Origin of the sequence: Streptomyces glomeratus, from assembly GCF_021462825.1 — a bacterium.
Lineage (GTDB): Bacteria > Actinomycetota > Actinomycetes > Streptomycetales > Streptomycetaceae > Streptomyces > Streptomyces glomeratus.
Genome location: NZ_JAKEEB010000048.1, coordinates 12,343 through 36,725, shown reverse-complemented (window position 1 = coordinate 36,725; position 24,383 = coordinate 12,343). Strand labels below are relative to the sequence as shown.

Annotated in this window: 24 protein-coding genes and 2 pseudogenes; 15 read left to right on the top strand and 11 right to left on the bottom strand. The window is 69.3% G+C overall.

The features are described 5' to 3' along the window. From LZ604_RS36615 to LZ604_RS32605, 3 genes and pseudogenes are all read left to right on the top strand, one after another. Positions 1 to 132: pseudogene (locus LZ604_RS36615) on the top strand (IS256 family transposase); the annotation flags it as partial. A gap of 374 nt (positions 133 to 506) precedes the next feature. Further along, entirely contained in the window at positions 507 to 1,055 is a 549-nt protein-coding gene (locus LZ604_RS32610; RefSeq protein ID WP_234519631.1) for a DUF1062 domain-containing protein, read from the top strand. 308 nt (positions 1,056 to 1,363) lie between these two features. Continuing rightward, complete coding sequence (locus LZ604_RS32605; RefSeq protein WP_234519629.1) at positions 1,364 to 2,284, top strand: MBL fold metallo-hydrolase; 921 nt, start codon at positions 1,364 to 1,366, stop codon at positions 2,282 to 2,284. Positions 2,285 to 2,598: 314 nt separating this feature from the next. On the opposite strand, the gene LZ604_RS32600 is transcribed toward LZ604_RS32605, so the two are convergent. Further along, on the bottom strand, positions 2,599 to 3,240 hold the full coding sequence (locus LZ604_RS32600) for a TetR/AcrR family transcriptional regulator (protein ID WP_234519627.1): 642 nt from the start codon (positions 3,238 to 3,240) through the stop codon (positions 2,599 to 2,601). A gap of 82 nt (positions 3,241 to 3,322) precedes the next feature. Between LZ604_RS32600 and LZ604_RS32595 the strand changes: the two genes are divergently transcribed. Continuing rightward, positions 3,323 to 4,825 (top strand): FAD-dependent monooxygenase, encoded by a 1,503-nt coding sequence (locus LZ604_RS32595; protein WP_372482254.1) that lies wholly within the window; start codon positions 3,323 to 3,325, stop codon positions 4,823 to 4,825. 495 nt (positions 4,826 to 5,320) lie between these two features. Continuing rightward, positions 5,321 to 6,748 (top strand): alkaline phosphatase family protein, encoded by a 1,428-nt coding sequence (locus LZ604_RS32590; RefSeq protein WP_234519625.1) that lies wholly within the window; start codon positions 5,321 to 5,323, stop codon positions 6,746 to 6,748. A 134-nt stretch (positions 6,749 to 6,882) separates the two neighbouring features. On the opposite strand, the gene LZ604_RS32585 is transcribed toward LZ604_RS32590, so the two are convergent. The 3 genes from LZ604_RS32585 to LZ604_RS32575 all read right to left on the bottom strand — a co-directional run bounded on the left by LZ604_RS32585 (position 6,883) and on the right by LZ604_RS32575 (position 9,521). Further along, positions 6,883 to 7,260, bottom strand: coding sequence for a hypothetical protein (locus LZ604_RS32585; protein WP_234519624.1), 378 nt, complete (start codon positions 7,258 to 7,260; stop codon positions 6,883 to 6,885). A 761-nt stretch (positions 7,261 to 8,021) separates the two neighbouring features. Beyond that, the gene (locus tag LZ604_RS32580) at positions 8,022 to 8,210 is read right to left on the bottom strand and encodes a hypothetical protein (protein ID WP_234519623.1); all 189 of its coding nucleotides are present in this window, start codon (positions 8,208 to 8,210) and stop codon (positions 8,022 to 8,024) included. A gap of 126 nt (positions 8,211 to 8,336) precedes the next feature. Further along, positions 8,337 to 9,521 (bottom strand): MFS transporter, encoded by a 1,185-nt coding sequence (locus LZ604_RS32575; protein ID WP_234519622.1) that lies wholly within the window; start codon positions 9,519 to 9,521, stop codon positions 8,337 to 8,339. Positions 9,522 to 9,620: 99 nt separating this feature from the next. On the opposite strand from LZ604_RS32575, the gene LZ604_RS32570 reads away from it, so the two are divergent. Then, positions 9,621 to 10,706: a helix-turn-helix domain-containing protein gene (locus LZ604_RS32570; protein ID WP_234519621.1), complete on the top strand. Its 1,086-nt coding sequence runs from the start codon at positions 9,621 to 9,623 to the stop codon at positions 10,704 to 10,706. 114 nt (positions 10,707 to 10,820) lie between these two features. On the opposite strand, the pseudogene LZ604_RS32565 reads toward LZ604_RS32570, so the two are convergent. From LZ604_RS32565 to LZ604_RS32555, 3 genes and pseudogenes are all read right to left on the bottom strand, one after another. Next, a pseudogene (locus tag LZ604_RS32565) lies at positions 10,821 to 11,099 on the bottom strand (nucleotidyltransferase family protein); the annotation flags it as partial. Positions 11,100 to 11,387: 288 nt separating this feature from the next. Beyond that, complete coding sequence (locus tag LZ604_RS32560; RefSeq protein ID WP_234519620.1) at positions 11,388 to 11,606, bottom strand: hypothetical protein; 219 nt, start codon at positions 11,604 to 11,606, stop codon at positions 11,388 to 11,390. Between the two features lie 112 nt (positions 11,607 to 11,718). Continuing rightward, a complete protein-coding gene (locus tag LZ604_RS32555; protein ID WP_234519619.1) occupies positions 11,719 to 12,108 on the bottom strand; it encodes a DUF5713 family protein in 390 nt (129 codons plus the stop codon). On the opposite strand from LZ604_RS32555, the gene LZ604_RS32550 reads away from it, so the two are divergent. Next, positions 12,101 to 12,937: a DUF817 domain-containing protein gene (locus LZ604_RS32550; RefSeq protein ID WP_234519618.1), complete on the top strand. Its 837-nt coding sequence runs from the start codon at positions 12,101 to 12,103 to the stop codon at positions 12,935 to 12,937. The two genes, LZ604_RS32555 and LZ604_RS32550, sit on opposite strands and share 8 nt — an antisense overlap. A gap of 155 nt (positions 12,938 to 13,092) precedes the next feature. Here the strand turns inward: LZ604_RS32550 and LZ604_RS32545 are convergent, their stop codons facing one another. Next, entirely contained in the window at positions 13,093 to 13,824 is a 732-nt protein-coding gene (locus tag LZ604_RS32545; protein ID WP_234519617.1) for a dienelactone hydrolase family protein, read from the bottom strand. A 292-nt stretch (positions 13,825 to 14,116) separates the two neighbouring features. Beyond that, positions 14,117 to 14,659 (bottom strand): HD domain-containing protein, encoded by a 543-nt coding sequence (locus LZ604_RS32540; protein WP_234519616.1) that lies wholly within the window; start codon positions 14,657 to 14,659, stop codon positions 14,117 to 14,119. Positions 14,660 to 14,857: 198 nt separating this feature from the next. Here LZ604_RS32540 and LZ604_RS32535 point away from each other — a divergent pair, with 198 nt between their 5' ends. Continuing rightward, on the top strand, positions 14,858 to 15,193 hold the full coding sequence (locus LZ604_RS32535) for a hypothetical protein (RefSeq protein WP_234519615.1): 336 nt from the start codon (positions 14,858 to 14,860) through the stop codon (positions 15,191 to 15,193). 320 nt (positions 15,194 to 15,513) lie between these two features. Here LZ604_RS32535 and LZ604_RS32530 read toward each other — a convergent pair whose 3' ends face one another. Further along, entirely contained in the window at positions 15,514 to 15,852 is a 339-nt protein-coding gene (locus tag LZ604_RS32530) for an SCO0607 family lipoprotein (protein ID WP_234519614.1), read from the bottom strand. 246 nt (positions 15,853 to 16,098) lie between these two features. On the opposite strand from LZ604_RS32530, the gene LZ604_RS32525 reads away from it, so the two are divergent. Further along, positions 16,099 to 16,977, top strand: coding sequence for an SDR family NAD(P)-dependent oxidoreductase (locus LZ604_RS32525; protein ID WP_234519613.1), 879 nt, complete (start codon positions 16,099 to 16,101; stop codon positions 16,975 to 16,977). Between the two features lie 225 nt (positions 16,978 to 17,202). Continuing rightward, positions 17,203 to 17,796 carry a TetR/AcrR family transcriptional regulator gene (locus tag LZ604_RS35875; RefSeq protein ID WP_267972121.1) on the top strand — a complete coding sequence of 198 codons (594 nt, stop codon included), beginning with the start codon at positions 17,203 to 17,205 and terminating at the stop codon, positions 17,794 to 17,796. A 361-nt stretch (positions 17,797 to 18,157) separates the two neighbouring features. Here LZ604_RS35875 and LZ604_RS32515 read toward each other — a convergent pair whose 3' ends face one another. Beyond that, positions 18,158 to 18,910 (bottom strand): helix-turn-helix transcriptional regulator, encoded by a 753-nt coding sequence (locus LZ604_RS32515; RefSeq protein ID WP_234519612.1) that lies wholly within the window; start codon positions 18,908 to 18,910, stop codon positions 18,158 to 18,160. Between the two features lie 121 nt (positions 18,911 to 19,031). Between LZ604_RS32515 and LZ604_RS32510 the strand changes: the two genes are divergently transcribed. The 5 genes from LZ604_RS32510 to LZ604_RS32490 all read left to right on the top strand — a co-directional run bounded on the left by LZ604_RS32510 (position 19,032) and on the right by LZ604_RS32490 (position 24,351). Then, the gene (locus tag LZ604_RS32510; protein ID WP_234519611.1) at positions 19,032 to 19,580 is read left to right on the top strand and encodes a DUF2231 domain-containing protein; all 549 of its coding nucleotides are present in this window, start codon (positions 19,032 to 19,034) and stop codon (positions 19,578 to 19,580) included. A 77-nt stretch (positions 19,581 to 19,657) separates the two neighbouring features. After that, positions 19,658 to 20,116 (top strand): hypothetical protein, encoded by a 459-nt coding sequence (locus LZ604_RS32505; protein WP_234519610.1) that lies wholly within the window; start codon positions 19,658 to 19,660, stop codon positions 20,114 to 20,116. A 1-nt stretch (position 20,117) separates the two neighbouring features. After that, positions 20,118 to 20,774, top strand: coding sequence for a GTP cyclohydrolase I FolE (folE, locus tag LZ604_RS32500; protein WP_372482253.1), 657 nt, complete (start codon positions 20,118 to 20,120; stop codon positions 20,772 to 20,774). 48 nt (positions 20,775 to 20,822) lie between these two features. Further along, entirely contained in the window at positions 20,823 to 21,182 is a 360-nt protein-coding gene (locus LZ604_RS32495) for an ArsC/Spx/MgsR family protein (protein WP_234519608.1), read from the top strand. A 523-nt stretch (positions 21,183 to 21,705) separates the two neighbouring features. Further along, complete coding sequence (locus LZ604_RS32490) at positions 21,706 to 24,351, top strand: two-component regulator propeller domain-containing protein (RefSeq protein WP_234519607.1); 2,646 nt, start codon at positions 21,706 to 21,708, stop codon at positions 24,349 to 24,351. Positions 24,352 to 24,383 lie beyond the last annotated feature (32 nt).

Genomic DNA, 24,383 nt, shown 5'->3' with positions numbered 1-24,383 from the left:
CTCCACGACGAGTGGCAGGTCTTCGACCGCCGCTACCTCTCCGAAGCCTCCATGGCCGAGCTCTTCACCACCAAGCCAACCGAACCCGAACCGCAGATCACCCCACAACCGGAACCGAAACAGCTGCCGTGACTACACCACCCCGCGGGACATGACCCGCCGTCTGGCTGCACAGGCTTGGATGCTGCCGCCCCCTGTCCGCCATGGGTCGGCCGGTGGAACCGAGGCACCGAATCGCGTCATACGAGGAAGACCCGCTCTGGTCCCGCCAATTGCGGTGCTGGTTGTGCGGGCCACCGCCACCGACAGCCGCCCGGTGAGGCGCTCGAAAACCAGTGGAGCAGCGCCGCTGTGCGCCACTACCGTGCTGCCGAACCAAGTCGTCTAGTCAAGGACGTGCCGTTGTACACCCTGTGAGACCTCCCGAGCGCTGATGCGTCGCGCGTCGCGTATGTGCGCCGCGCTCCTTTCTGCTGCGGACTTCTCACTGAAACCGGTGTACTTCTGTGCTCAAAGACTGGGTGGTCGTGCCCACCTGCCTGCCGCTCGTTCTCCGCCGTTGCCACGCGTGCGCGTCCGAGCGCTTCCGGGCAAGCGCTAAATTTCGCGTCAACGCAAACCACAAGCTCATCGACGCCTGGCTCCTCGCGCTCTGTACCGCCTGCGGGGATACTGCAAAACTCACGGTCCTGGAGCGGATGAATGTGCGCTCCGTACGACCTGAGCTGCTGGACCGGCTGCATGACAACGACCCTGGCCTGACAGCCGAGCTGCTCCAGGATCCGGTCGTACGCCGCCGTAATCGCATCGCCCTCGACTGGGACAACGCCTGGCGCCTCGACACCGGCGGATCGGATCACCTGGGCCGCGAGGTGATCGACGTCTCGGTCCGCTTTGCGGCGCAGATCCCTGTCCGGCCGGTGCGACTGATCGCTGCGGGCTGCGGTCTTTCACGGGCCGGAGTCGAGAGACTGATCACGGAGGGGAAACTCGTCTCGGCGGTCCGGCTGAGCGGCAAGCTCGCCGGCGACTTCACCTTCACGCTCAAGCACTGAGCCCTCCCCGGGACTGGGGCCTGTCCGGGAAGATCCGCCGGACAGGCCCCAGCCGGCGCGCTTGAGGCCGACGTCGTCGGCCGGTTCCTTCAACTCGTCTGATGCCCTCGTTCAGGACCGACAACTCGGCTCGCTGGTGTCAGCCGTTGTCGAACGAACGTCGCCCTCGGCCGATATCGTTGCCACCCTCACGCCACACCCCGCGGAGGCAACGATGACGCCCGACGCGCAGCCGCACACCAGCCACGTCTGCCTCGGACTGCCGCAACCCGTACTGGCGCAGCCACGTGAGCGGAGGTGACAGGGCCATGAGATCGCTGTTCGGTCGTCCGAGTCTGCGCCCCTACCACACGTACATGCAACGTTCGGTGCTCACTCCTGATGGTCTGACCGCGCGCTTCCTGGGAACCAGTTCGCTGTTGCTCTCCGACGGGGACACCACACTGCTCTGTGACGGATTCGTCACCAGGCCCGGCTTGTTGCGGGTCTTGCTGGGCCGCATCGGACCTGATCGGGCGCTGGTGCGGGATGCGATCGAGCGGTCGGATGCCCACTCACTCGCGGCGGTGTTCTGCGCGCACACTCACTACGACCACGCTCTCGACGCTCCTGTGTGGTGTCTGGAGACGGGTGCCGATCTCGTCGGCTCGGAGTCAACGGCCAACGTCGGACGCGGCGTGGGTGTCCCCGAGTCGTCGCTGAAGGTGGTCCGGGGCGGCGACGTGCTCGTCTACGGCCGGTTCGAGCTGACCTTCCTGGACTCCGTGCACAGCCCCGGCGACCACTACCCGGGCACGGTCGACCAACCACTGGTCCCGCCCGCCCGGGCACAGGCCTGGAAGACCGGCACGGCTTTCTCCGTGCACGTGTCCCACCCGCGGGGCAGCGTGCTGCTGCACGCCAGCGCGAATCACCGGCCGGGAATGTTCGCCGGCTGCCAGGCTGACGCGATCTACCTCGGCGTGGGGATTCTCGGCAAGCAGTCGCCCGAGTTCGTACGCACCTACTGGGACGAGGTCGTGGGTGCCACCGGCGCGCGACGGGTCATCCTGGTGCACTGGGACGACTTCTTCACCGGTCTGGATCGACCGCTTCGGCCGATGCGCTACTTCGCCGACCGGTTCGACACGACCATGGACCAACTGCTTCCCCTGGCTCGCCGAGACGGTGTCGAGGTGGTGCTTCCGACCGTCTGGAAGCCCACCGACCCGCTCGCCGGGCTGACCTGACCGGCGTGCCCGGAGTCGAACAACCACGGAAACCATGGCAGCGCCTCACCCAGCTTGCTCAGGGTGATCACACAGCTCCTCCGCCCCGAGCGTCCCGAAGGTCGGGCGCGGCTGCCACCGACCGGATCGGGACGTCGACCGGCCCCACAACGCTCGACCCATCGCCCGGCAGTTCGCGGTCCGACCGTCGGCGCATTGCGTTGTCGCGGTACACAGGCACGCACAGGCCCCAGTCGACCCCGGGCCCGTGAGCCGACATCCGGCCCACGGGCCCGGGGTCGGCAGCTCACGGCCCACGAGCAAGTCGTCCAAGATCACTCCCCCGGGGCCAGTTGCCGCAATCCGTTCGCCAGCAGCGCGAACGCGTGTTCAGCGTCAGCCACCGCACCCGCATAGCGCGCGTCGGCCGACTCCCCGTAGGCCAGGCGTTCGGCGTTGTCTCCTGCCAGTGCCCACTGGACCGCGACGATCTGGACGGCAGCGAGCCGCGCCGTGAGCTCCGGAGTGTCTGCCGTTTCCTGCAATGCCTGGGCAAGAGCGCGTTCGGCGCCGGTCTTGAACCGTTCCATCCGGGCCACCAGCGAGGGCGTGTCGAGGATCATCCGGGTGAGCCTGCGCACCTGGGGAGCGTCGTTGAGCCCGGTGATCGGGTCACGCTCGCGCAGCCCCGTGAGGAAGTGGTCGCGCAGTGCGGTCAGCGGGGCGGCGCCGGGTGGGCGGGCCCGCACGACGCGTGCCGCTTCGGTCTCGTGGTCGGCCAGGCGATGCACCACAAGGTCTTCCTTCGCCGGGAAGTAGGCGAAGAGGGTGCGTTTGGAGACCTCGGCCGCCTCGGCCACCTGGGCCACCGAGACCTGGTTGAAGCCATGTTCGAGGAACAGCGTGATCGCCGCATCGGAGATCGCGGCGTGGGTCCGCTGCTTCTTTCGTTCCCGTAGCCCTGGCTTGCCGTCCACGACGTACACCTTAGCAAGAATCTACCCCCAGAGTATTTCTGCACCTGGTATACATTTACTCCCAGGCGAGAGATCAGAGGGAGTGACGGTGTTGACGGAGAGCACGAGCGAAGTCGTCGTCGCGGGCGCGGGCCCGACCGGACTGATGCTGGCCTGCGAACTGGCTCTGGCCGGTGTCGAGACCCTGGTCCTGGAGAGGCTGCCCCAACGCATCGAGCAGGTGAAGGGCGGCGGGATTCAGCCCCGTACCGCTGAGCTGCTGGAGTCGCGCGGGCTGCTGGAGCCGTTGCTGCAGCGGGCCATGCAGCGGGACCCGGTGGGCGGGCACTTCGCGGGCCTGCCGGTGCCCTTGGACTGCACACCCTGGCAGACCAGGCACCCCTTCCCGATCGCGGTCCCTCAGTGGGAGATCGAGGAAGTGCTCGAAGAGCGGGCGATCGCCGCCGGCGCGCGGGTTCTGCGCGGCACTGCCGTCTCAGGGGTCGAGCCGGACAGCGACGGTGTGGTCGTGACGGCCGGCGATCTGAAGGTGCGGGCTCGCTACCTGGCGGCGTGCGACGGTGGCCACAGTACGGTGCGCAAACTGCTCGGACTGCCGTTCCCCGGCAGGCCCGGGACACATCAGGCGGTGTTGGCCGACGTTCGCCTGTCCGCCGTATCGCCCCTGGTGCCGCAGCAGATGGGACATATGAGCGCCCTGACCCGTCATGCGGGCGGTTACTGGGCCATGCTGGTCCCCGTCGGCGGCGACCGGTACCGGTTCACCTTCGGGCGCACGGGCCAGGCGGACACCACCCGCGAGGCCCACGTCACCCCGGAGGAGATCGCTGCCGCGCTGCAGGCCGTGTACGGCGATGAGACCACCCTCGGTGCCGTGGACAACTCTTCGCGGTTCACCGACGCCACTCGGCAACTGGAGCACTACCGGGTGGGCCGTGTCCTGTTCGCGGGCGACGCCGCGCACATCCACCCGCCGCTGGGCGCGCAGGGGCTCAACCTCGGCATACAGGACGCGTTCAACCTCGGCTGGAAACTGGCCGCGGTCGTCCAGGACCGGGCGCCGAGCGGCTTGCTGGACAGCTACCACGGCGAACGGCATCCGGTAGGGGCGCAGGTGCTGCATCACACGTCGGCGCAGCGCGTCCTCGCAGATCCGAATCCGAGCGAGGACGTGGCCGCCCTGCGCGACATCTTCATCGACCTGCTGCGGCTGCCCGACGCCAACCGCCATGTCGCGGGACTGATGTCCGGCCTCTCGCTGCGTTACGGGCTGCCCGGGGGGCATCCCCTCACCGGACAGCGCATGCCGGACGCCGACCTGGTCACCGAAGCCGGCCCCGTCCGGCTGTCGACGCTGTTCGGCTCGGGGCACGCCGTCCTGCTCGATCTGGCCGGAACCGTCCCCGCCGACCTCCCGCTCCCCCCACGAGTGGACCTCGTCCGCGCCACCTGCACCGACGACATGGGCGCTGCCGCCCTGCTCATCCGTCCGGACGGCTACATCTGCTGGGCTGCGGACGGCTCCGCCGCCCACGACGAGACCCTGCTCACCGCAATCGCCGGCAACCTCGCGAGGGTGCAGTGATCCGGGTCTCCGCGATGGCCACCGCTGCACAGCCCCGCTGGATGACGACCACCGGGCCGGCATCGGGCTGAGCAGGCCGTAGCCGGGCATCCGCGGGCACGCGGGTAGCCCCGTACGGTGACCGAGCGCCGGCGCTCGGCATCCCGAAGCTGTGGGGACAGCTCGGCAACGCGCCGCCCGGCCTGCTGCCGCTGTTCCTCCGCCCGGCTCTGCTCCTCCCCGGCTACGCCGTCTCGAAGACCGGATGCGCCGGGGGGGGGGAGCCGCACCTGGATCCATGCAGCTGCCATGGTTTTCCAACGCACGGCAACGACCGTGCGACGTAAGGGTGTTGACAGTCACAGCTTGGCCAACCCCTCCCCGCACGTTGGCTCCATGTTCACTACCCATCCCTGATGCGCCCCGCCATCGCAGGCGAAGGATGATGAGCGGCCCGCCTTTCGCGGGCCGGCCGTCACTCCGAAGAGCGAACCTCTCGCTCAAGAAGGGGCCATCATGCCTGAGTTGACACGCCGCAGACTTCTGGGTTCGGCCGCAGGCGCGGTGGGCAGCGCCGCGGCCCTCTCCCTCCTCCCCCCGAGCGTTCGGAAGGCCGTCGCCGCCGGGCCGACCAGGCAAGGCTCGCTGCGCGACATCGAGCACGTCGTCATGCTGATGCAGGAGAACCGGTCGTTCGACCACTACTTCGGCACCCTGTCGGGTGTCCGGGGCTTCGACGACCCACACGCCCTCAGGCTCGGCAACGGGCATTCCGTCTTCTACCAGCCCGACGCCAAGAACCCGAAGGGCTATCTGCTGCCCTTCCACCTCGACACCCACAAGTCGAGCGCACAGGCCATTCCGTCCACCAGCCACGCGTGGTCCGTGCAGCACCAGGCCTGGAACGGCGGCAAGATGGACCAGTGGCTGCCCGCCCATCGCAAGGCCGACGGCGTCAACGGCCCCTATGTGATGGGTTACTACACGCGCGAAGACATCCCGTTCCAGTTCGCGCTGGCCGAGGCCTTCACCATCTGCGACAACTACTACTGCTCGGTGTTCGGCCCCACCTGGCCCAACCGCCTGATGTGGATGACCGGCACGATCGATCCCGGGGGCACCCACGGCGGCCCGATCATCAGCAATGTCGCGCCCAAGCCGTACCGCTGGACGACGTACGCCGAACGGCTCCAGGCGGCCGGCATCAGCTGGAAGGTGTACCAGCAGGACGACGACTACGGCTGCAACATGCTGGAGCAGTTCGCCACCTTCAAGAAGGCGAAGCCCGGCTCCGATCTGTATGAGCGGGGCGTACGCCCGCAGCCCGAGGGCACCTTCGAGAGCGACGCCCGCAACGACCGCCCCCCCACGGTGAGCTGGATCATGCCGACGAGCCACCAGTCGGAGCACCCCGACTACCTACCGGCGGCCGGCGCCGACTTCGTGGCCTCGAAGATCGAGGCGATCGCATCGAACCCGAAGGTATGGCGCAAGACCGCCTTCATTCTCAGCTACGACGAGAACGACGGTCTGTTCGACCACGTCGCCCCACCCACCCCGCCCGTGGGCACGGCGAACGAGTACATCAAGGGTCTGCCGATCGGTGGCGGCTTCGGTGTCCCGGCCATCATCATTTCGCCCTGGACCGTGGGCGGTTGGGTCGCTTCGGAGGCATTCGACCACACCTCCGCGCTGCAGTTCCTCGAGCGGTTCACCGGCGTGAAGGAGCCGAACATCAGCCGCTGGCGGCGCGCCACCTTCGGCGACTTCACGACCGCCTTCCGCTTGCGCGACGCCCGCCCTCGCCCGCCCCGGCTCCCCGACGACACCGCGAAGCAGCTGGAGAAGGCGAAGGAGGAGGTGAGGACGTTGCCGAAGCCGAGGCTTCCGGGAGCGAACCAGACCTTCCCGCGCCAGGAGAAGGGTCACCGTCCGCACGTGTGACGCCCGGTGACACCCCGGAGGGCCCGCGCCGTCTGTGCCCGGGCCCTCGCCCCGGGCTTGCGGAAGCGGGGCTTGAACGGGCGGCCGGCAGGGCGGTCGCGGGAGGACCGCCACGGTTCCGAGCCCCTTCGAAGTCATCGGCACAACCGGCGAACAGGGCGGTACCGCCACCGGATGGCGTCATAGACCGACCGGATGAGGCGGTACATCGGGTATACGAGCACCCCCGCGCCGACAATGATGATCAAGTACGGGATCACCCACCGAAAGGGGTACTGATAGTCGACATGCGAGCCGATCCGTAGCCGCAGCAGTCGCCCATGCCATGACTCCGCAGTGCCGACGGTGCCGGGTTTGGCCACCTTGTAGAAATCCTGCTCGACCTCGAGCTTGTGGTGCCTCCCGTCTGCCGTGCGCACGGTGATCTCGTAGTGTGTGGTCTCCGAGGCGGCCGCCATCCGCAGCCCCGCCAGGACCGGAGCATGCACAACCCGGACGTCGGATCGTGCCATAGCGCCTGCGACGACTCCAACGCGGAGCGCACGGACGTACGATCCGACACGGAATTGTGGGAGAGCGGGCGGCGGGGGCGGCACCGGATCCGGCGGGTTCGGTGGATCCGGCGGATCCCGGTCACTGGTGGTGTAGGTGGATCGCGCCGTGACGGTCATCGAGACCCGCAGCTTGCAATGACTCGTATCAGCCGGCGGCGGAGTCGAGCAGTACGGTGCGCGCTCGAACTCCCGCTGTTCGACGCGGGAGCCGGCGGCCAGGACCAGACCCACGACGATGACCGCGAGCCCCACAAGCCCGGCGACCAACGGCGCCAGCCCCCGCCCAGCCGGCCCGGTTCCCGACCCCCGTTGCCACCTGGTTTGCCGCATCATGGACCGAACGTAATGCGGCACCAGGGGAGGGACCCGGCGTCTTTCGGACACAAACGCGGCCACGTCCACGCCGGCCACGCAGCAAGGCGCCCTGGAACCGGGCCTGCACGCGGCCACTTGGTCGCCGCCGGTCGCCCTCTGGGATGACGCAGTCGGCCCGGCCGACCGGCTCCGCTCATGCGACGTCCACGGTGTTCGCGGCCTTGGCCGGGCGCAGGCGTCCGACTGCGCTTGGGTGCGCGCGGTCGTCCACTGGCCGTAGGACCACATCAGCGGACCGGCCAACGGCAGTGCCGTCCCGACGGCGCACACGCCGGTCCAGCCGCCGGCGGTGTGCAGTGCCCCGGTCACGGCGGAGGAGATGGCGCCGCCGACGAAGGTCGTGGTCATGAAGGCGGTGTTGACGCGTGCAGGGCGTCGCCGCGCAGGGAGTACATCTCGTGCCGGCCCAGCGCCTGATGGCACTGCACGGCGAAGTCCAGCAACAACACCGCGGCCAGGACCAGCAGCGGCACGCTGCCGTGCCCGAGGGCGGCGAGGACATCCACGGCGCGTACAACCGGATGACCGGTCACGCGCGCCTCCGGCACCTGCCGAGGGGTCCCGTCCGGCAGGCGGTCCGGGCGGCGCCGGTCACCGCGTGAGCGGCGGTCGCCTGGCTGGGTCTTCGTGCCCGGTCGCAGGATCCTGGCGGATCCGGCTCAACGGGCGACCACGGAGGCGGAGAGGAGGGTCGCAGCGGCGAGACCGCCCCACAGGGCGGCCGAGCCGTGCGGTGCGAGAGTGGTGATGACCGCCGGGGAGACGGCGAGGCCGAAGCCCGTGGAGAGCTGGAAGCGGGCGAGGACCCGTCCCAGGACATGGGCCGGGGCGAGGGCAGTGACGAGCGCGGTGGCGCTGCCGGCGTAGATGATCTCGCCCAGGGTGCAGACCACGGAGACTGCGGTGACGGCCGGGGCGCCCCAGCCTTGCCCCAGGGAGGTGGCCGCGAGGAAGCCGAGATACGACGCGGTGAGCACCACGCCGGCCAGAGCCAGTACGGCGCGGCGCGCGAAGCGGGACATCAGGACAGTGACCGGAACCTGAAGAGTGACCACCAGCACGGTGTTGGCCACGAAGACGGCCGCCGACCACACTGGGGATGCGTGCAACTGTGTCACCAGGACCAGAGGAAGCGCGATTTCGGGGACGTTCAGGCAGAAGACGTAGATCACATTGGCGCACAGCAGCGCCCGCATCCGCGGTATGGGCTCGTCGTCGCCGTGCCGGCCCGCGTCGGCGGCCGGATGTGCGTGCACGTGAACCGACCACGCCAGGGCGGCTGCGGCAAGGTAGCCGAGCCCGGTGATGGCTGCCAGCGCTTGCAATGCGGCGGTGCCGCCCGTCAGGCAGGCGGCGGCCAGAAGTGCACCCGCACCCAGGCCGGCGTTGCGCAGGGCGCGACTCCCTGCGAGGGCCGCGTCGCGTTCCCGGCCGTGGGCGATCGTGGCCACCAGGGCGGCATGGGCGGCAGGCCATGCCTGGTTGCCGATGCCGAGGAAGAGCGCCGCCGTCGCGAACGGCCAGACGTGTCCCGCCGGGGCGGCCAGCAGCAGAACCACACCCAGTACCCGCACCAGCATCGACGCCGCCACGGCCGTGCTCCGTGCACCCCGGTCCAGCCATCGGCCCACCACGGGCATGCACCCCAGGCCCGCGGCGACACCGACCGTCATGGCGGTGCCGGTGACCGGCGCGGACAGCCTCAGCACCGTCACTCCATAGAGCAGCAGAAAGGGCCGCAGCAGGCCGGTGCCGATCGCGTCCACGGCCAGGGCGACGGCGTAGCGGGGGCCTCCGGAGGCATCGATCAGGGCGCGAGGGCGGGTCTTGGTGGTGGTTGCCATGGCGCCCACGGTGCGTTCGGCCGCCGGGCAGGGCACGTCGGTTGACGGACACCGTCAACCGACGCCGTCGCGGGCCGTCCGACCAGTGATGATGAGGGGATGACGTTGAAGATCGACATCACCGGCCTTCCGCTCGAGCGGCTGCGGTTCGCGGCCTCTCCGCTGGCCGAACTGACCGCGATGCTGCACGTGCTGGCCGAACCCGGACATCATCCGCAGCTCGCCGAGTGGGCCGGGGATGTCTGGGCCGGGCTTCCGCCGGAGTTGGCCGAGCGGTTGCGGGAGGCGGAGTTTCTGTGGCGTTCCTCCAGAGCCGACTTCCTTGTCCCCGCTCGGCCTCGGCCGACCCTCACCGAGGAGCTGGACGACGTGGACCGGATCGACGACGAAACGTATGTGACCGCCGCGCTCGTCACCACGTGCGGCAGCAACCGGGTCCACTTCGCCGCGCCGTCGCCGCTCGCCGACGCGACGGCGCGCGAACGGGCCCTGGACCTTGCCCAGGCCCGCGGCGCGCTCCAAGAGGCCTTCGCGGAACGGCTGCTCGCGGACCCGGCCGCCGTGCGGACCCGGGTGCGCCACACCCTCGAACTGTGCGCGGGGACCTTCTTCGACGCGGCCTGGGCGGGCGTCGCCGTGCGACTCGCCACCGACCTGCGCATGAAGAACGACCTGCTGAGGCGCCAGGGTCTCGGGGCTGCCCTCGCGTCGGTCTCCGGCGCCGTCACCCTGGCACCGGACGGCGACTGCATCATCGTGGACAAGCTGCAGGACAACGCGACCGCCGCCCACGGCACCGGGGTCACCTTCCTCCCCAGCGTCTTCGGCCGCCCGCACCTGGTGGTGGTCCATGCGCCCGGATGGCAGCCGGTGGTGCAGTACCCCGTGGCCGAGCCGAGTCCATCAGAGCCGGTATCGCTGGAAACGGTCACGCTGAGGCTGGAGGCACTGGCTCATCCGGTACGTCTGCGGCTGCTGCGTACCCTGGCCCGGGGCCCGCACACCACCGGTGAGCTGGCCCACGCCTGGGAACTCTCGCCCCCGGAGGTTTCCCGCCACCTCGCCGTCCTGCGCCGGGCGGGTCTGCTCACGGCCCGGCGGCATGGTCGTTACGTCCGTTACGCCCTCAACCTTCCCGAGGTGACGGCGCTGGGCTCCGACCTGCTGGCGGCCGTACTGCGCTGAACGCCAAGGCCTACCTGCAAGCCGCATGAAGCAGCACCGGCCCGCGAAGCCCTCACCCCCTTGCCGAGGCGGGACGCGAACACAGCACCGTCCACATGTGGCGCGCAGCCGAGGTCAGTCGCCGGGCGAAGCCCTCGTGATGCTCGCGACAGGCCAGTCCGGCATGGTCAGCTCCGGCCACTGCTCCCGCCACCGCGCTGCCTTCGTCTCATAGACCGACTGCGGGGCAAGCACCGGGTTCGGCCGGACAACAAGGTTGAACACATCGGAGAGGCCGTGCGGCGCATACACACGCCACCGGCCATCGGCCTCCAGACGCACTCCCAGACAGCACGTCGTCGCGGCGAAGCTGTCGATCGCCGCCTCCGTGGACTCGTACGGCGGACACGCCACTCGGCGCGACCCACGACACACCCGCCCGCGGGAGTGGAGGGAGGTTGCGGGACGATCGACGGCAACACCGGCGCTCCCCCGCGCCGGGCCCGTCGCCCCGCCCTCCGATCAGCAGTTACTTCCACGTTGGCCCCCGCGTGGCCCACCGTTCCGGAACCGGTGGGCCGGCGCCTTGGGGGGCGCCGTCGCGAGGTAAACGGAACGTACGCCTCCGTCTGTCAAAGCGGAAGACCCACAGCCGTGTGGCACAGGCCACACCGACCGGATCAAGCCGCAGCACTCAAGGCATCACGACACAGCCGGCCACTCCTCGGGGCCGCCGCCGTGCCACTCGACCAGTGGTGACATGACCACATCCAACTCGTCCATACCCTCCAACCCGGCACGCTGAAGGAACACCGTGAGGTCATGCAGGCTGTACGCCGTACCCAGCGTCTCACTGTCGACCTGGACACGCCGACCGCCACCCTCCCCCGGCGGGAACACGATCACACTACGCTCAGCCATGACACCAGCCTCGCGCGCGGACTCGGGGTGCGCACGCCGGGCTACTCCGTTGCGTCCGCCTCTGCATGCAGGTCGAAGCAACCCGCAACCGCATCACACTGACCCGAGACCGTCATGTACGCCTCAAACTCGTTGACCACCACTCCCGAGTGGCAATCAGCTTCTCCGTGTCCGCGTCCATGAACCCGTAGACCATGGCGATGAACCAGGAGTCTTCGGCGATCTCCTCTCGCGCAACCGTCTCGAACTCACTTCCGGCTGCCTCGAACTCCGTTTGCAACAGGTCGAACTCGTCCGTCGCCGCCTGAGTCAGCACATACAGGGCCGTCAGATCCGATGGCCGCTCGGCCTCGATGCGCTCACACAGTCGCAGCAGGATCGCCTTGCCCTTGTCGACGGCGGGGACGACGAACCGGCGGGGAGAAGACCGGCGTTCTGTGACCCACACGCCCCTGGCAACCCGGAACGGGCTGCGCACCGTCTCTCCCATCACCATGCTCACTACAAAACCGTCTGGCCGCCCGGCCTCCCTGATCGGCCAGCTGCTCGACTTCACCTGGAACCAGACCCGGGCCTGCGCTTTCGCCATCGCCCTGCTGTCCGGAGTGGCGGCATCGAAACTGCTGCCGCGGCTACCGGTGGCCCGCTACGACCTGCTCGTCGGCTACGGCGCGCTGCTCACGCTGCTGTTCTGGCGGCGCGGCTGGGAAAGCGGACGGGACGTCGCCGTCATCAGCGCCTGCCACGTCATCGGCCTCGCGTTCGAGCTGGTGAAGGTCTCGCAGGGCTCGTGGAGCTACCCGGAACCAGCCGTGCTGAAGTTCGCGGGCGTTCCCCTGTACGGGGGCTTCCTCTACGCGGCTGTCGGCAGCTACGTCTGCCGGGCCTGGCACCTGTTCGACCTGGAGCTGTGCCGCTACCGGCCACGGGCGACGGCACTGGTGGCCGCCGGCGTCTATGTCAACTTCTTCAGCCACCACTGGCTGCCCGACGCCCGCTGGCCCCTCGCGGCGCTCCTCGCGGCCGTCACGGCGGGCACTTCCGTACGCTTCACGATGCGCGGGGCACGGCGGAGCATGCCGCTGGCGCTGTCGTTCGTCCTGATCGGGTTCTTCCTGTGGGTGGCGGAGAACCTCGCCACTTACGTGGGCGCCTGGCGCTACCCGTACCAGCTGCATGGCTGGCAGCCCGTCGGCGTGGGCAAGTTCGGCGCCTGGGCCCTGCTCATCAGCGTCACGTTCGTGCTCGCGGCACTCGGCCGGTCGAGGACGCCGTCGCCTGCCAGGCCGCTCTCCACCTCCGCAGCGATCCTCATCCGGGCACGACGCTGACCAAAGAGACTGAACCCGAAGGACCTGGTGGCTGATGTCGTCGCCCCACGGCGACCAGGAAGTCGGCCAGCGCGACCACGCCGGCCATGTTCGCTGAGCGCGCCGATCGGGAAACAGATCCCGATCGGCGCGTCGCTGTAATGCAGCCGGTGATGTCAGCCGAGGTGCCTGGCGAAGAACCGAAGCGTGCTGTCCAGCTCGAATGCCGGCACTTCCCCGTGCTTGCCAGGGTTGGCGTGCAGGGTCTTGTCGGCTGAGTTCAAGGCGTCGAACAGTGCCAAGCCCTGAGCCCGCGGCACCCGCTCGTCGTCCCACTGCAGCAGGAACTCCACCGGGACGGTGATTCGCGCGGCGGCCTCCGCAGAGGCCGACGCCCCACCCAGGCCCAGCACCGCCGCGCGTACCCGGGGCTCGGCGGCAACGAACGGAACGCCGAGTCCGCAACCCAACGACATCCCCCAATAGCCCACCGGGCCGGCGCCGACGTGCTTGATCTGCTGGACCGCGTCCAGAACCGCCTGCCATTCCGGGACAGTCCGGCGAGCCACGAGCGCCTGGAAATCCGCGATCAGCGGGGCCAGCTCCTCGCCGGCTTCCACGCGGGCCTGGTTCTCGGTCGCGATCCGGTCGTACTCCTCATCCGTTGGCCGGTCGCCATGGCCAGGCACGTCCACCGCCACAACCGCGAAACCACACTCGGCCACGAAGCGGCGCGCATGGGCCATGATGTCGGGGGCCTTCTTGTGCTGGCCGCCGCCGTGTCCCATCAGGATGAGGGGCCGAGTACCGGCGGCACCTTCCGGCGTCCACAGCACGCCGGGAATCTCGCCGAGGGCGAAGAGCTGTTCACAGACGCCGTCGTACGACGTGGTAGAGCTGAAGCGCATAGCGTTTCAAGCCTTTCGGGATGCCTTCTGCGGGCACTCCCTAGACCATGCGAGAGAGGGAGCCCCGACCTGTCATAGCGTTGATCGGTCTCACCTCCTCAATTCACAGCGGCGCACGGCGAAGCAGAACGTATCACGCAGGGCTCACCCGCGTCTGTGGTGCTGTCGCCTGGCGGTGCAACGCCCACGAAGGGCTGCGCGCACCGCTGACGATGCCCCGTCTCAGCCGAAGTCACGCGCGCAGCGACCCCCTCCGGACTCCGGGTAGGGCTTTGTCAGGCGGTGGACGGCTTCAGCGCCCGGATGGTGGGCGCTCCGATTCCGCGGCGATCTGCCGCTCCCTCAGCTCGGCAAGCAGCGAAGGGTTGACGATCGAGAGGACAGCCTCGATGTGCTCGCTGTCGGCGGCGGCCCAGAGCACGTCGCGGGCCGCCCGGTACTTCGCAGCCAGCCGATCGCGCTTCCCGGCAGGAAGGTGGGCGGTCCGATCGGGGTGACTGTTGTGGGCATTGTCGGCGATCTTCACAAGGGTTGCGTCTCGGTTGGTGCTGATGCGCTTGAGTTTCTCGCCGTAGGGCACACCGGGCTCGTTGGTCACCACCTCCACAACAGAGACGACATGGGCCGGGATACCGGCTGCCCGCAACTGCTCAGCCGTCCAGCGGGTGTCCTCGATCACGTCGTGCAGCAGCCCGGCCATCATCAACTCCGGGCCGAACGGTGAGAGTCCCGCAGCGACCGCGCGGACATGCTCGACATAGGGCACGCCGATCTTGTCGACCTGGCCGGCGTGCGCCTCCGCCGCCAAGGCGTCGACATACTCAACCGTCTGCATGGCTGCTCCTTTCATCCGGTGCGCCACCGTCATGGTGCGGGCCACCGGTCCGGGCATACCGGCCCACGCCCTGTGGCTGCCTGCCCCTCTTCGTGAGTCGATGAGGTCGGCGCCCGGGCGCCCTTGCATTCTGCTCGACGCTGCACGCCACCGAAAACCTGTTCAGGCGCCGTTCGGCATGGTGCGAGACTCCGGACCATGACGTCACGCGAGCTCAGCGACCTTGATTATCTACGGGAGATCGAGCGCCTCGCCGGCAATGTCAGTGCGGAGGCGTCCAACGAGGGCTGGCTCTCGTTCCAGGCGGATCTCGAAGGCTCCACACCGCTGCGGCGAAGCGTGAACGCCCTTGCTCGGGCTCTGCGTCACTACCACTTCAAGGGCGATGGCTGCATCGAGGACGACCGCCCTCGGGTGCGACTCGTCGGAGCCTCAGTGCTGAGACCCGGGGCCATGCCGGCCGGCGTGAAGGAATCGTACGAGGAGGTGTGCGCGCGGATCGGCGTGGAGCGGGTCGCGCGGAAGAGCTGTTGACCCGGTGTCACCGCTGCCCTCCCAGATCGCCCTGATCCGTGCGGGCTGGATAGGGCCGATGACTTTTTCACCTCGCGGGGTCAGCAGAACGGGCCTTGGCGGTCAGCCTCTGTCCTAGGTCCGGTACGCGGTCTTCCGAGCCTGGTCCCAGGCCTTGGGAACCTGCTCATGGCAGCTTTGAAGGCTGGTGTGTTCACCCTCTTGGCCTGCGGTGACGTGGATGGCCGGCGGCTGTGCCCGGTTGCCGCCGGGCCAGGTCGCATAGTGCCGGCCTCCCTGCACCCCATGGCGGGGCGCCACCCGTGGCGCCGGCTGACCGGTCAGCCCCCGTCCGGCGCGTCGATGACGTTGCCGTCCTTGTCGAGCGTGTGAGTACGCCAGTACACGTCCCACTCGTCGTCGACCTGCTGCGGCACCTTGCCCTCCGGGTATCGCGCGTATCCCGCCGGAGGCTTTTGGCCTTCCGCGACGCACGCCGAACCGGTGCCGCCCACTGTCAGGACGGGGTATTCGCTGCTCATGCAGATGTCCTCCCGGAACTCGAGGGAGGAACACCCGGTGAGCGTCACGAGGGCGGTCGCGCCGACGAAAGTGGCAGCGGCGGCCCGGAATCTGCCGGTACGGAAGGCGGTGTTGGGTCGGGTGATGCTGCGGGGCATGCGCACGGTCCTCTCCGGTCGTTCGGGCTGCCCCCACTCTCCCCGCCGATGGCCGCCGAGCCTTGAGTACGCGTACTCAGAGGCGTCCGGGCGGATGCTCAACACGCCGAGTCCGGAACGGAGCCGGCCGCTACGGGCCGGGATGCGGCAACGCCATACCACACGCTCCAACCGGATAGGTCATCCGGATCTGCTATGCTGACGTCAACCGGATAATCCATCCAGATACGCGAAGCGGGTCAAGTGATGAAGCAGACAGCGCTGGTGACGGCGGGGACAGCGGGAATCGGGCTGGAGACCGCCCTGGGCCTGGCAGAGGCAGGCCTTGCGGTCACGGTGGTCGGGCGCAACGCCGAAAGAGGTGCGCGCGCGGTCGAACGGATCAACACAACGGCACCGTTGCATTCCGCCCGGTTCCTGGCCGCCGAACTGTCCTCACTCGATGCGGTCCGCGCCCTCGCCGACCGCATCGCCGCCGACGGTCCGCTGACCGTGCTGGTCAACAACGTGGGAGCGATGTTCCCGGAACGACAGGACTCGGTCGACGGGATCGAAGCGACGTTCGCCGTCAATCACCTCTCGCCGTATCTGCTCACCGAACTGCTGCTGCCCGCACTGCGAGCCGGTGCGCCGAGCCGGATCGTGAACGTCACCTCGGGCGCGGTCGGCGTCGCCAAGCGCGTCTTCGATGCCGTCGAGCCGCCGGGGGGCTACTACGGCTTCCACTGGTACGGCCGCGCCAAGCTCGCCAACCTCACCTACACCCTGGAGCTGGCCGGCCGGCTCGACGGCACGGGCGTCTCGGTGTTCGCGGCGGACCCCGGCGGCGCCGCGACCGACATGACCAACGGCACCATGCGCAATCCGAAGATCGTCTCGCCGGGGCTGCGGCTGCTCTGGCCACTGGTCCGGCGCAAGTTCGAACGCTCGACCTCGGGCCCGGCGTCCGTGGCGGCCAGGCCCTCGATCTTCGCCGCGACCGACGGCTCGCTGACCGGCCAAACCGGCGTCGTCATCGGACCGCAGGCTCATCCGGTCGCCCCCTTCCGTTCGGCTACGGACCCCCGCGTCGCCGAGGCCGTCCGCCGCCTCAGTGAGCGCCTCGCTCCCGTCATGGCCGGGTGACGGCAGCCGGGGCCGATCAGCCACGACCGCAAGGCCGCTCGTTTCCTCAGGGCAGCAAGGTGGGCGTCCGGTGAAGGGCGCCACGAGGTCGGAGACGACGGCCCCCTGGTCCTCGGGCCCATGTGCAGGCGCGGCTGGGCACGGAGTTGCCCGAAGGGGGAAGTGGTGGCTCATCCGGTTCGTACGCCGCAGCAATCGGATGAACCATCCAGATAGACTTCTCCCATGACGACCGCCCCCCTACGCAAGGACGCCGCCCGCAACTGGGAACGCATCGTCGCCGTGGCCCGCGATCTCGTGGACGAAGGCACACCACTACAGCTCAACGACATCGCCCGCCGCGCCGGACTGGGCGTCGGCACCGTCTACCGCCACTTCCCCACCGCCGAGGCGCTGCTGGAGACCGTTGCCACCCCCTGCCTGGAGGGACTCGCCGCCCACGGCGAGCAGGCGCTGGCCGACACCGACCCCGGGCGCGCCCTCGCGGACTTCCTGACCCGCACCATCGAAGCGCAGGTCAGTGACGCCTCCCTGTCCGCGGTCACCGCCGCACCCACGGACACCCTGCCGCGCACCACCGAACTGAAGCGGACCCTACGGTCGGTGGGCGCACAGCTGCTCGAGCGGGCCCGCGAGGCCGGGGTTGTGCGCGCCGACCTGACCTCCGACGACCTGGTGCCGCTCATGTGCGGAGTCGCCTACGCCGCGAACGTGCACAGCGCCCCCGACGACCGTATCGAGACCGCCCGCCGCTACCTGACCGCCCTCCTGGAAGGCTTGTACATCCGTAGGGCAGGACATCCGCGTTCACATGGCTGAGGGGACTTGACCAGCCCCTCCGGCGGGGTGGTCGAGAGCGAGCGCAAACGAGACTGCTGACCTTCGAAGCGACGCGGTCTCGCCGTACACGGCAGCAGTAGCGACTGTCGGCGCTGGGCGCTCCGGCATCAAGAGCCGACATCAAGGGCCGACATCAAGAGCCGCCGTGGGAAGCTCACCCCAGCGGGGGCGATGCCGGCGATCAGCAGGGGTTGCCCGGCGGTAGCGGACCAGGTCTCCGGCTGGCTGGGCAGCGTCGCCGACGGCGGCCGGGGGTGGCGGGGCGATACCGCAGGGCTACCGCCTCGCCCCCGCCTTCGTCGATCCGGTCCGCCGGCAGCGCGGCCCGATCGGCGTCACGTCAGTGGTCCTGGGCCGTCTGGTCGTCATCATCGGTGTCGCCCGGGCCCAGCCGCACACAGCATTCCCCGGGCTCGGGTGCCAGGACGGCTTGGACCCCGTTGACCTGCAGGCCGTTGAGGAAGCCGCTGAGGAAGGCCTGGTTCATGCCGCACACCAGGTCGGGGGCCTTCGCGGCCAGCGGGTGGAAGGGACAGTTGCGCAGGCGGAGCCGGGTGGGCGTTTCCCGGACGGGTTCGTAGCCGCACTGGTCCAGCAGCCGCTCGCAGGCGGTCAGGCCGCGCTCTGGGCCCAGGCGGCCCGGTCGGGTCTCGTCCCGCGCGGTCTCGCCCATCCGCCGGCCGCGCTGCTCGGCGGTGCGCAGGGCTGCCTGCGCGGCGCTTTCGTCGGCACCCTCGGTCAGGACGGCATCCAGCAGAAGGTCCGCCAGGAGCTCGTGGCGTCGGTCGGGGATGCTCACGGTGATCTGGGCGTCGGTGGCTTCGTACACCTTCGGTTGTCTGCCGACCTTGCGGATCCCGTCGGGCGTTTCGTAGCGCGCGCGGAGCAGACCGGCGTCCACGAGCTTGTCGAGGTGGAAGGCGGCGAGTTTGCGGGAGATGCCGACGCTGGCGGCCGCCTCGTCCCGGGTGACGGCCCGGCGGGCACGCCGGATGAAGCTGAACATGCGCCGCCGCGAGTCCTCGCTCAGAGCGCTGACGGAGTCGATGGCGGTGTGGGCCGCGTCGGCCTGCGGAGTCGGGTCAGAAGCCACCAGACCACGGTAACTCCCATGTGCGTGGGCACAAGCCTTCTTTTGACCATGTGTGCTGCATGTCTTGACGCCCCTCTCAAATAACACCAATATTCGTTGGTGAAACTAGTGGGAGGTCGCGATGGACCATGAGTCACAGCTCCAGGCGAAACGTCCGGTCAGCGCCTCGCTCGCCGGCCCGTACGGCCATCCGTTCCACCCGATCCTGGTGACCGTGCCGATCGGTGCCTGGGTGGCCAGTCTCGTGTTCGACATCGCTTCCCAGGTCGTGCACCGTCCGGGATTCCTGAGCCAGGGCTCGCAGTGGCTGATCGCCGTCGGGGTGATCGGTGCCCTGCTGGCGGCCCTGGTCGGATCCCTCGATCTGTTCGCGATTCCGGCCGGCACCCCGGCCTTTCGCACCGCACTGGTCCACATGACCCTGAACCTGCTGGTGACCGCCGCCTACACCGTCAACTTCCTGTGGCGCCACAGCACCTATACCGACGGCGGGAGTGTCGGCCTCGGCAGGCTCACTCTCTCCGCACTCAGCCTGATGGTCCTGGGCGTCGCCGGATTTCTGGGCGGAAAGCTCGCGTACCGCTACGGCGTACGGGTCGCCGATGAGGTCACCCAGGCCGAGGGATACACGCCTGACCGCAGCGAGCGAGACGCCCGCTCTGCCGTGTGAGCCGGCTCGCGCAGCCTTCACGGCGGCCGGTGTGTCGTCCGGCTGCCTTCGACACCCTCATCACTCGGGAGTTACCCATGGACATCGCCGCACTGATCACCTGGGTGGTCACCGCCCTCGGCGGCTTCTACCTGCTCGGCACATGGATCCAGCGGGGCGGAATCCGGCAACAGCAGTCCCGTGCCAGCCGCCTGCCCGCGCCGGTCGTCTTCGGGCATTTCGCCCTCGCCGCGATCGGGCTGGTGGTGTGGATCATCTATGTCGTGGCCGACAACAATGTTCTGGCCTGGACCGCGTTCGGCCTGCTTCTGCCGGTCGCCCTACTGGGATTCGTCATGCTGGCCCGCTGGATCCCCGTCTACCGCAACCGTGCCACCGCCGAAACGGCCCCAGCCACCGCGACGGCGCAGACAGCCGAAGTGGCCGTGCCCGCCGAACGGCACTTCCCTCTGCCCGTGGTGCTGGCACACGGACTCCTCGCCGTGGCCACCCTTGTCCTGGTCCTGCTCACTGCCCTCGGTATCGGCGGCAGCTGACATGACCGAGCGCCCCCACCGCACCACCCCACACAGAGATCCACACCACGAGGAAGTGACGGCACCCGCACGGCCCGCCCTGCGGGTAGTCCATCAGCCCGGAGGCATCGACCTGGCCGCCGCGGAAACCGCGGCCGGCCAGTTCCTCCACGCCCTCGGCATCTCCACCGCCTCGGAGAGCCTGCGCGGCACACCTGGCCGGATGGCCCGCGCCTACGCCGAACTGTTCAGCCCGCGCCCCTTCGACCTGACCACCTTCCCCAACGACGAGGGCTACGACGAACTCGTCCTGGCCCGTCGCATCCCGGTCCGTTCGGTATGCGAGCACCATCTGCTGCCGTTCGTCGGCACCGCCCACGTCGGCTACCTGCCCGGTGCCCGCATCCTGGGCCTGTCCAAGCTGGCCCGCGTCGTCGAGCACTTCGCGTGCCGCCCGCAAGTCCAAGAACGGCTGACCAAACAGGTCGCCGACTGGCTGCAGACTCACCTCGAACCCAAGGGCGTCGGCGTGGTGATCGAGGCCGAGCACTCCTGCATGACCCTGCGCGGCGTCCAGGCCACCGGTTCCAGCACGATGACCTCCACTCTGCTCGGCCTGCTGCGTTCCGACGCCCGCTCCCGCAGCGAATTCCTCGCCCTGGCCGGCGTAGCCTCCTGACCGGCAACGCCGCGCACGATGCGGCCCGACAGCGAAAGACCGCAACACATGGAAATCTGGATCAACCCGGCCTGCTCCAAGTGCAGCTCTGCCCTGACCCTGCTGGACGCCGAGGGCGCCCAGTACACGGTGCGGCGCTACCTGGAAGAGCCGCCGACCGTGGAAGAGCTCGAGCAGGTGCTGGAACGGCTGCAGCTGGAGCCCTGGGACATCACCCGGCTCGGGGAACCGGCCGCGGCCGAGCTGGGCATGCACACATGGCAGCGCGACGCCGCGCATCGCGACCGCTGGCTCAACGCCCTGGCCACGCAGCCCACCCTCATCCAACGCCCGATCATCACGGCGGACGACGGGACAGCGGTGGTGGGCCGCTCGGCGGACGCCGTACGGTCGGTCCTGCGCTCCTAGGGTTTCGTTTGGATCAGCCCGGGTCCGCGACGCCCGGTACGGCACCTCGCCGCGTTGTCGGACCACCGGAGTACATCCAGTACGCGGGCGGTCCTCCGCCTTGCGATGCAGCGCGCCGGACGCCGCGGCCTGATCCGACCGACCCGTCGAAACCCCCTGGCCGCAGACATCGAGCCGGCCGCCGCTGTCGAGCTGCGCCGGCGGCGGCCGTGCCAGGGATGACCGGGCCCGGCCTGCACTGACGGCTCATGTCACGGCACCCAGCGAGCGCTGTTGCGGATCGACCAGCTCGCCTGCAATGGGCCGCCCGTACCACCTTGCTGCCTGCCGCTGCCTCGTCACGCGGGGGCGGGGTCCTCGCGAGGACCTGCGATCGTTCAGCCTGTCAGCGACTGGTCGGCATCCCGCGGCCACTGATGAGTGACAGGTTCCGGACAAAATGTTGCCCAAGTGTCGGACGTAGTCGTCCGATCGTGATCGGGTCTCCTGCGACGGCTGTATCACACCCGTTCAGGAGGATCTGGTGCCAGCACAATCCCGCAGAAGACGGTGGCTCACGATCTGTGCCATCACCGCGTCCGCCGGGCTCGTCGCGATACCCGCGAGCGCCGCGCCCGGTCGCCACACCAGCCCCTTCGGGGCCCGGGCGCTTGCTCAACTGGCGGCCGAGCGCGAGCACTCGGTCGGCGTCATCCACCCCCAAGCGAAGTCGGAAGACGGGGACGACGGCAACGAGGCCGATGAAATCGCCGAGGGCGCGGACCAGTACGCCGAGGCCCGCACCTCGCCCGGCATCGTCGCGCCGGGTGCCTACGGCGCAGCCTGGCGCGGTCTGACGAAGCTGACGAGCACCGGCGGCAGTTGGCGGCACATCACCGGCCTGCCGTACGACTCCGACGACCCGCGCTACCGCGACATCGACTCCAACTCCAGCGGCGGCTCCGGACACGTCACCGGCCGGATGGCCGCGATGGCCGCAGACGACGACGGCTATGTCTACGCGGGCAGCGCGGGCGGAGGAGTGTGGCGCTCGCGGACCGGCGGCGGGCGCTGGCAGCCCATCAGCGACCGCCTGCCCTCCCAGTCCACCGGCGCGCTCGCCCTCGACGGCGACGGACGGCTGTGGCTGGGCACCGGCGAGGCGAACACCAACGCGGACGCGTACCTCGGCAGCGGTGTGTACAGGCTGTCCGACCCGCACCACGGCGCCTTCTCCACGCGCACCCGGGTCGGCGGCGACGAGCTGGAGAGCACCACCATCCGCCAACTGCGGTTCGGTGGCGGCAAGGTGTGGGCGGCGACCAGCGAGGGCGTGTGGAGCCACTCCACGAAGAGCCTGAGCGGGCCCTGGACACTGGAGTTCGCGCCCAACCCCGACTATCTGCCAGGCGGTTCGAAGGCGACCGACGGCGCCGCAGCGTACAAGAACATCACCAACGACATCGCCGTCGACCCCAAGGATCCCTCAAGGGTGATCCTCGCGGTCGGCTGGCGCAGCGGTGACGACTACAACGGCTTCTACACCAAGGTCGGTGGCAGCTGGCAGCGGATCACCAGCGGCTTCGGCGACTTGCCGACCGACGCGCACAACGTCGGCACGGTCACTTTCGCCCGGTCCACGGACGGCTCCCGCTATTACGCCATCGACCAGTCGCCCGAGCAGATGGCGACCAACCCGGACAGCGGCCTGGCGGGCATCTACAGCGCCGCCTCCCCTTTCGGGCCCTGGACGAAGATCGCCGACTACAAACAGCTGGCCGCCGACGGCTCCGCGCTGACCACGGCCGGTTACATGCCGGGCGTGCAGGCCTGGTACAACCAGTTCCTGACCGTCGACCCGGCCAACCCCCAGCACGTGTATGCGGGACTGGAGGAGGTCTACGAGACCAAGGACGGCGGCGCCACCTGGTCCACCGTGGGCCCGTACTGGAACTTCCCGTTCTCCTGCTGGAGCATCGACCCGGCCAGGCAGACCGGCAGCTGCAGCCAGACCACGCACTCCGACCAGCATGGCGTGGCGATCGGCAGCTACCACGGCAAGAGCTACGTGTACGTCGGTAACGACGGCGGTGCCTACAGGCGCCCGGTCGACGGCTCCCAGGACGCCTCCGGCCACGCCACCGACTGGACTTCGCTCAACGACGGCACCATCGACACCCTCCAGTACTACTCGGTGGGCATCGGCAGGGACCTGGACCATGGCGGCGTCTCCGTCACCGGCGGCCTGCAGGACAACGGTCAGTCCGTCCTGCGCGGCGACGACAAGGTCATGGGTTCCAACTTCGGCGGCGACGGCGGCGACACCCTCACCGATCCGGCCAACGGGTGCAACATCGCCGAGGAGTACGTCTACCTCGCGGTCCAGGTCACCCAGAACTGCGGTCTGAACGACGGCTCCTGGACCACCGACCCCAGCAAGGCGACGTCGTACAACGTCGCCCCGGCCGACAACGCCACCAGCGAGGCCCGCTTCATCGCTCCGCTCGCGGCCGACATGAAGAACAGCTCCACCTGGATCGCGGGCGGCCGCCACATCTGGGTGCAGGACCACGGCTACGCCATCCGCAGCGGCTCGGAGTGGAAGAGCCTGTACGACCTCGGCGCCGGCCGCACCGCGACCGCCGTCGCGGCCTCCGGCGGCAAGGTGTACGCGGCCTGGTGCGGGCCCTGCAACAACCAGGGCTTCGCCCGGGGTATCGCCGTCGGCAACGCGGACGGCACCGGCTGGCACGACATCGCCCTCCCGGCAACCGGCACGGACGGCACGGTGCCCAACCGCTACCTCAGCGGCTTCGCCATCGACCCGAAGAACGCCGACCACGTCTTCCTCGCGGTCAACGGCTTCTCCCGGCACTGGACCGAGGGGCCCGGCGCCGGCGTCGGCCACGTCTTCGAGTCCACCGACGGCGGCACCACATGGAAGGACATCTCGGCGAACCTTCCCGATGTGCCGACCGACTCCGCGGTCGTCACGGCGAACGGCGGCCTCGCCCTCGCCACCGACCTCGGTGTGGTGTACCGGGCGCCGGGGCGCACCAAGTGGCAGCGCGTCGGCTCTCTCCCGGCCGTGGCCGTGCTCCAGCTGAAGCTGAGCCCGGACGGCGGCACCCTGTACGCGGCCACGCACGGCCGCGGCATCTACACGATCAGGGTGCGTGACTGCGACTGACGCACCTCCGATGCGCGAGGGGTGGTCCCGGC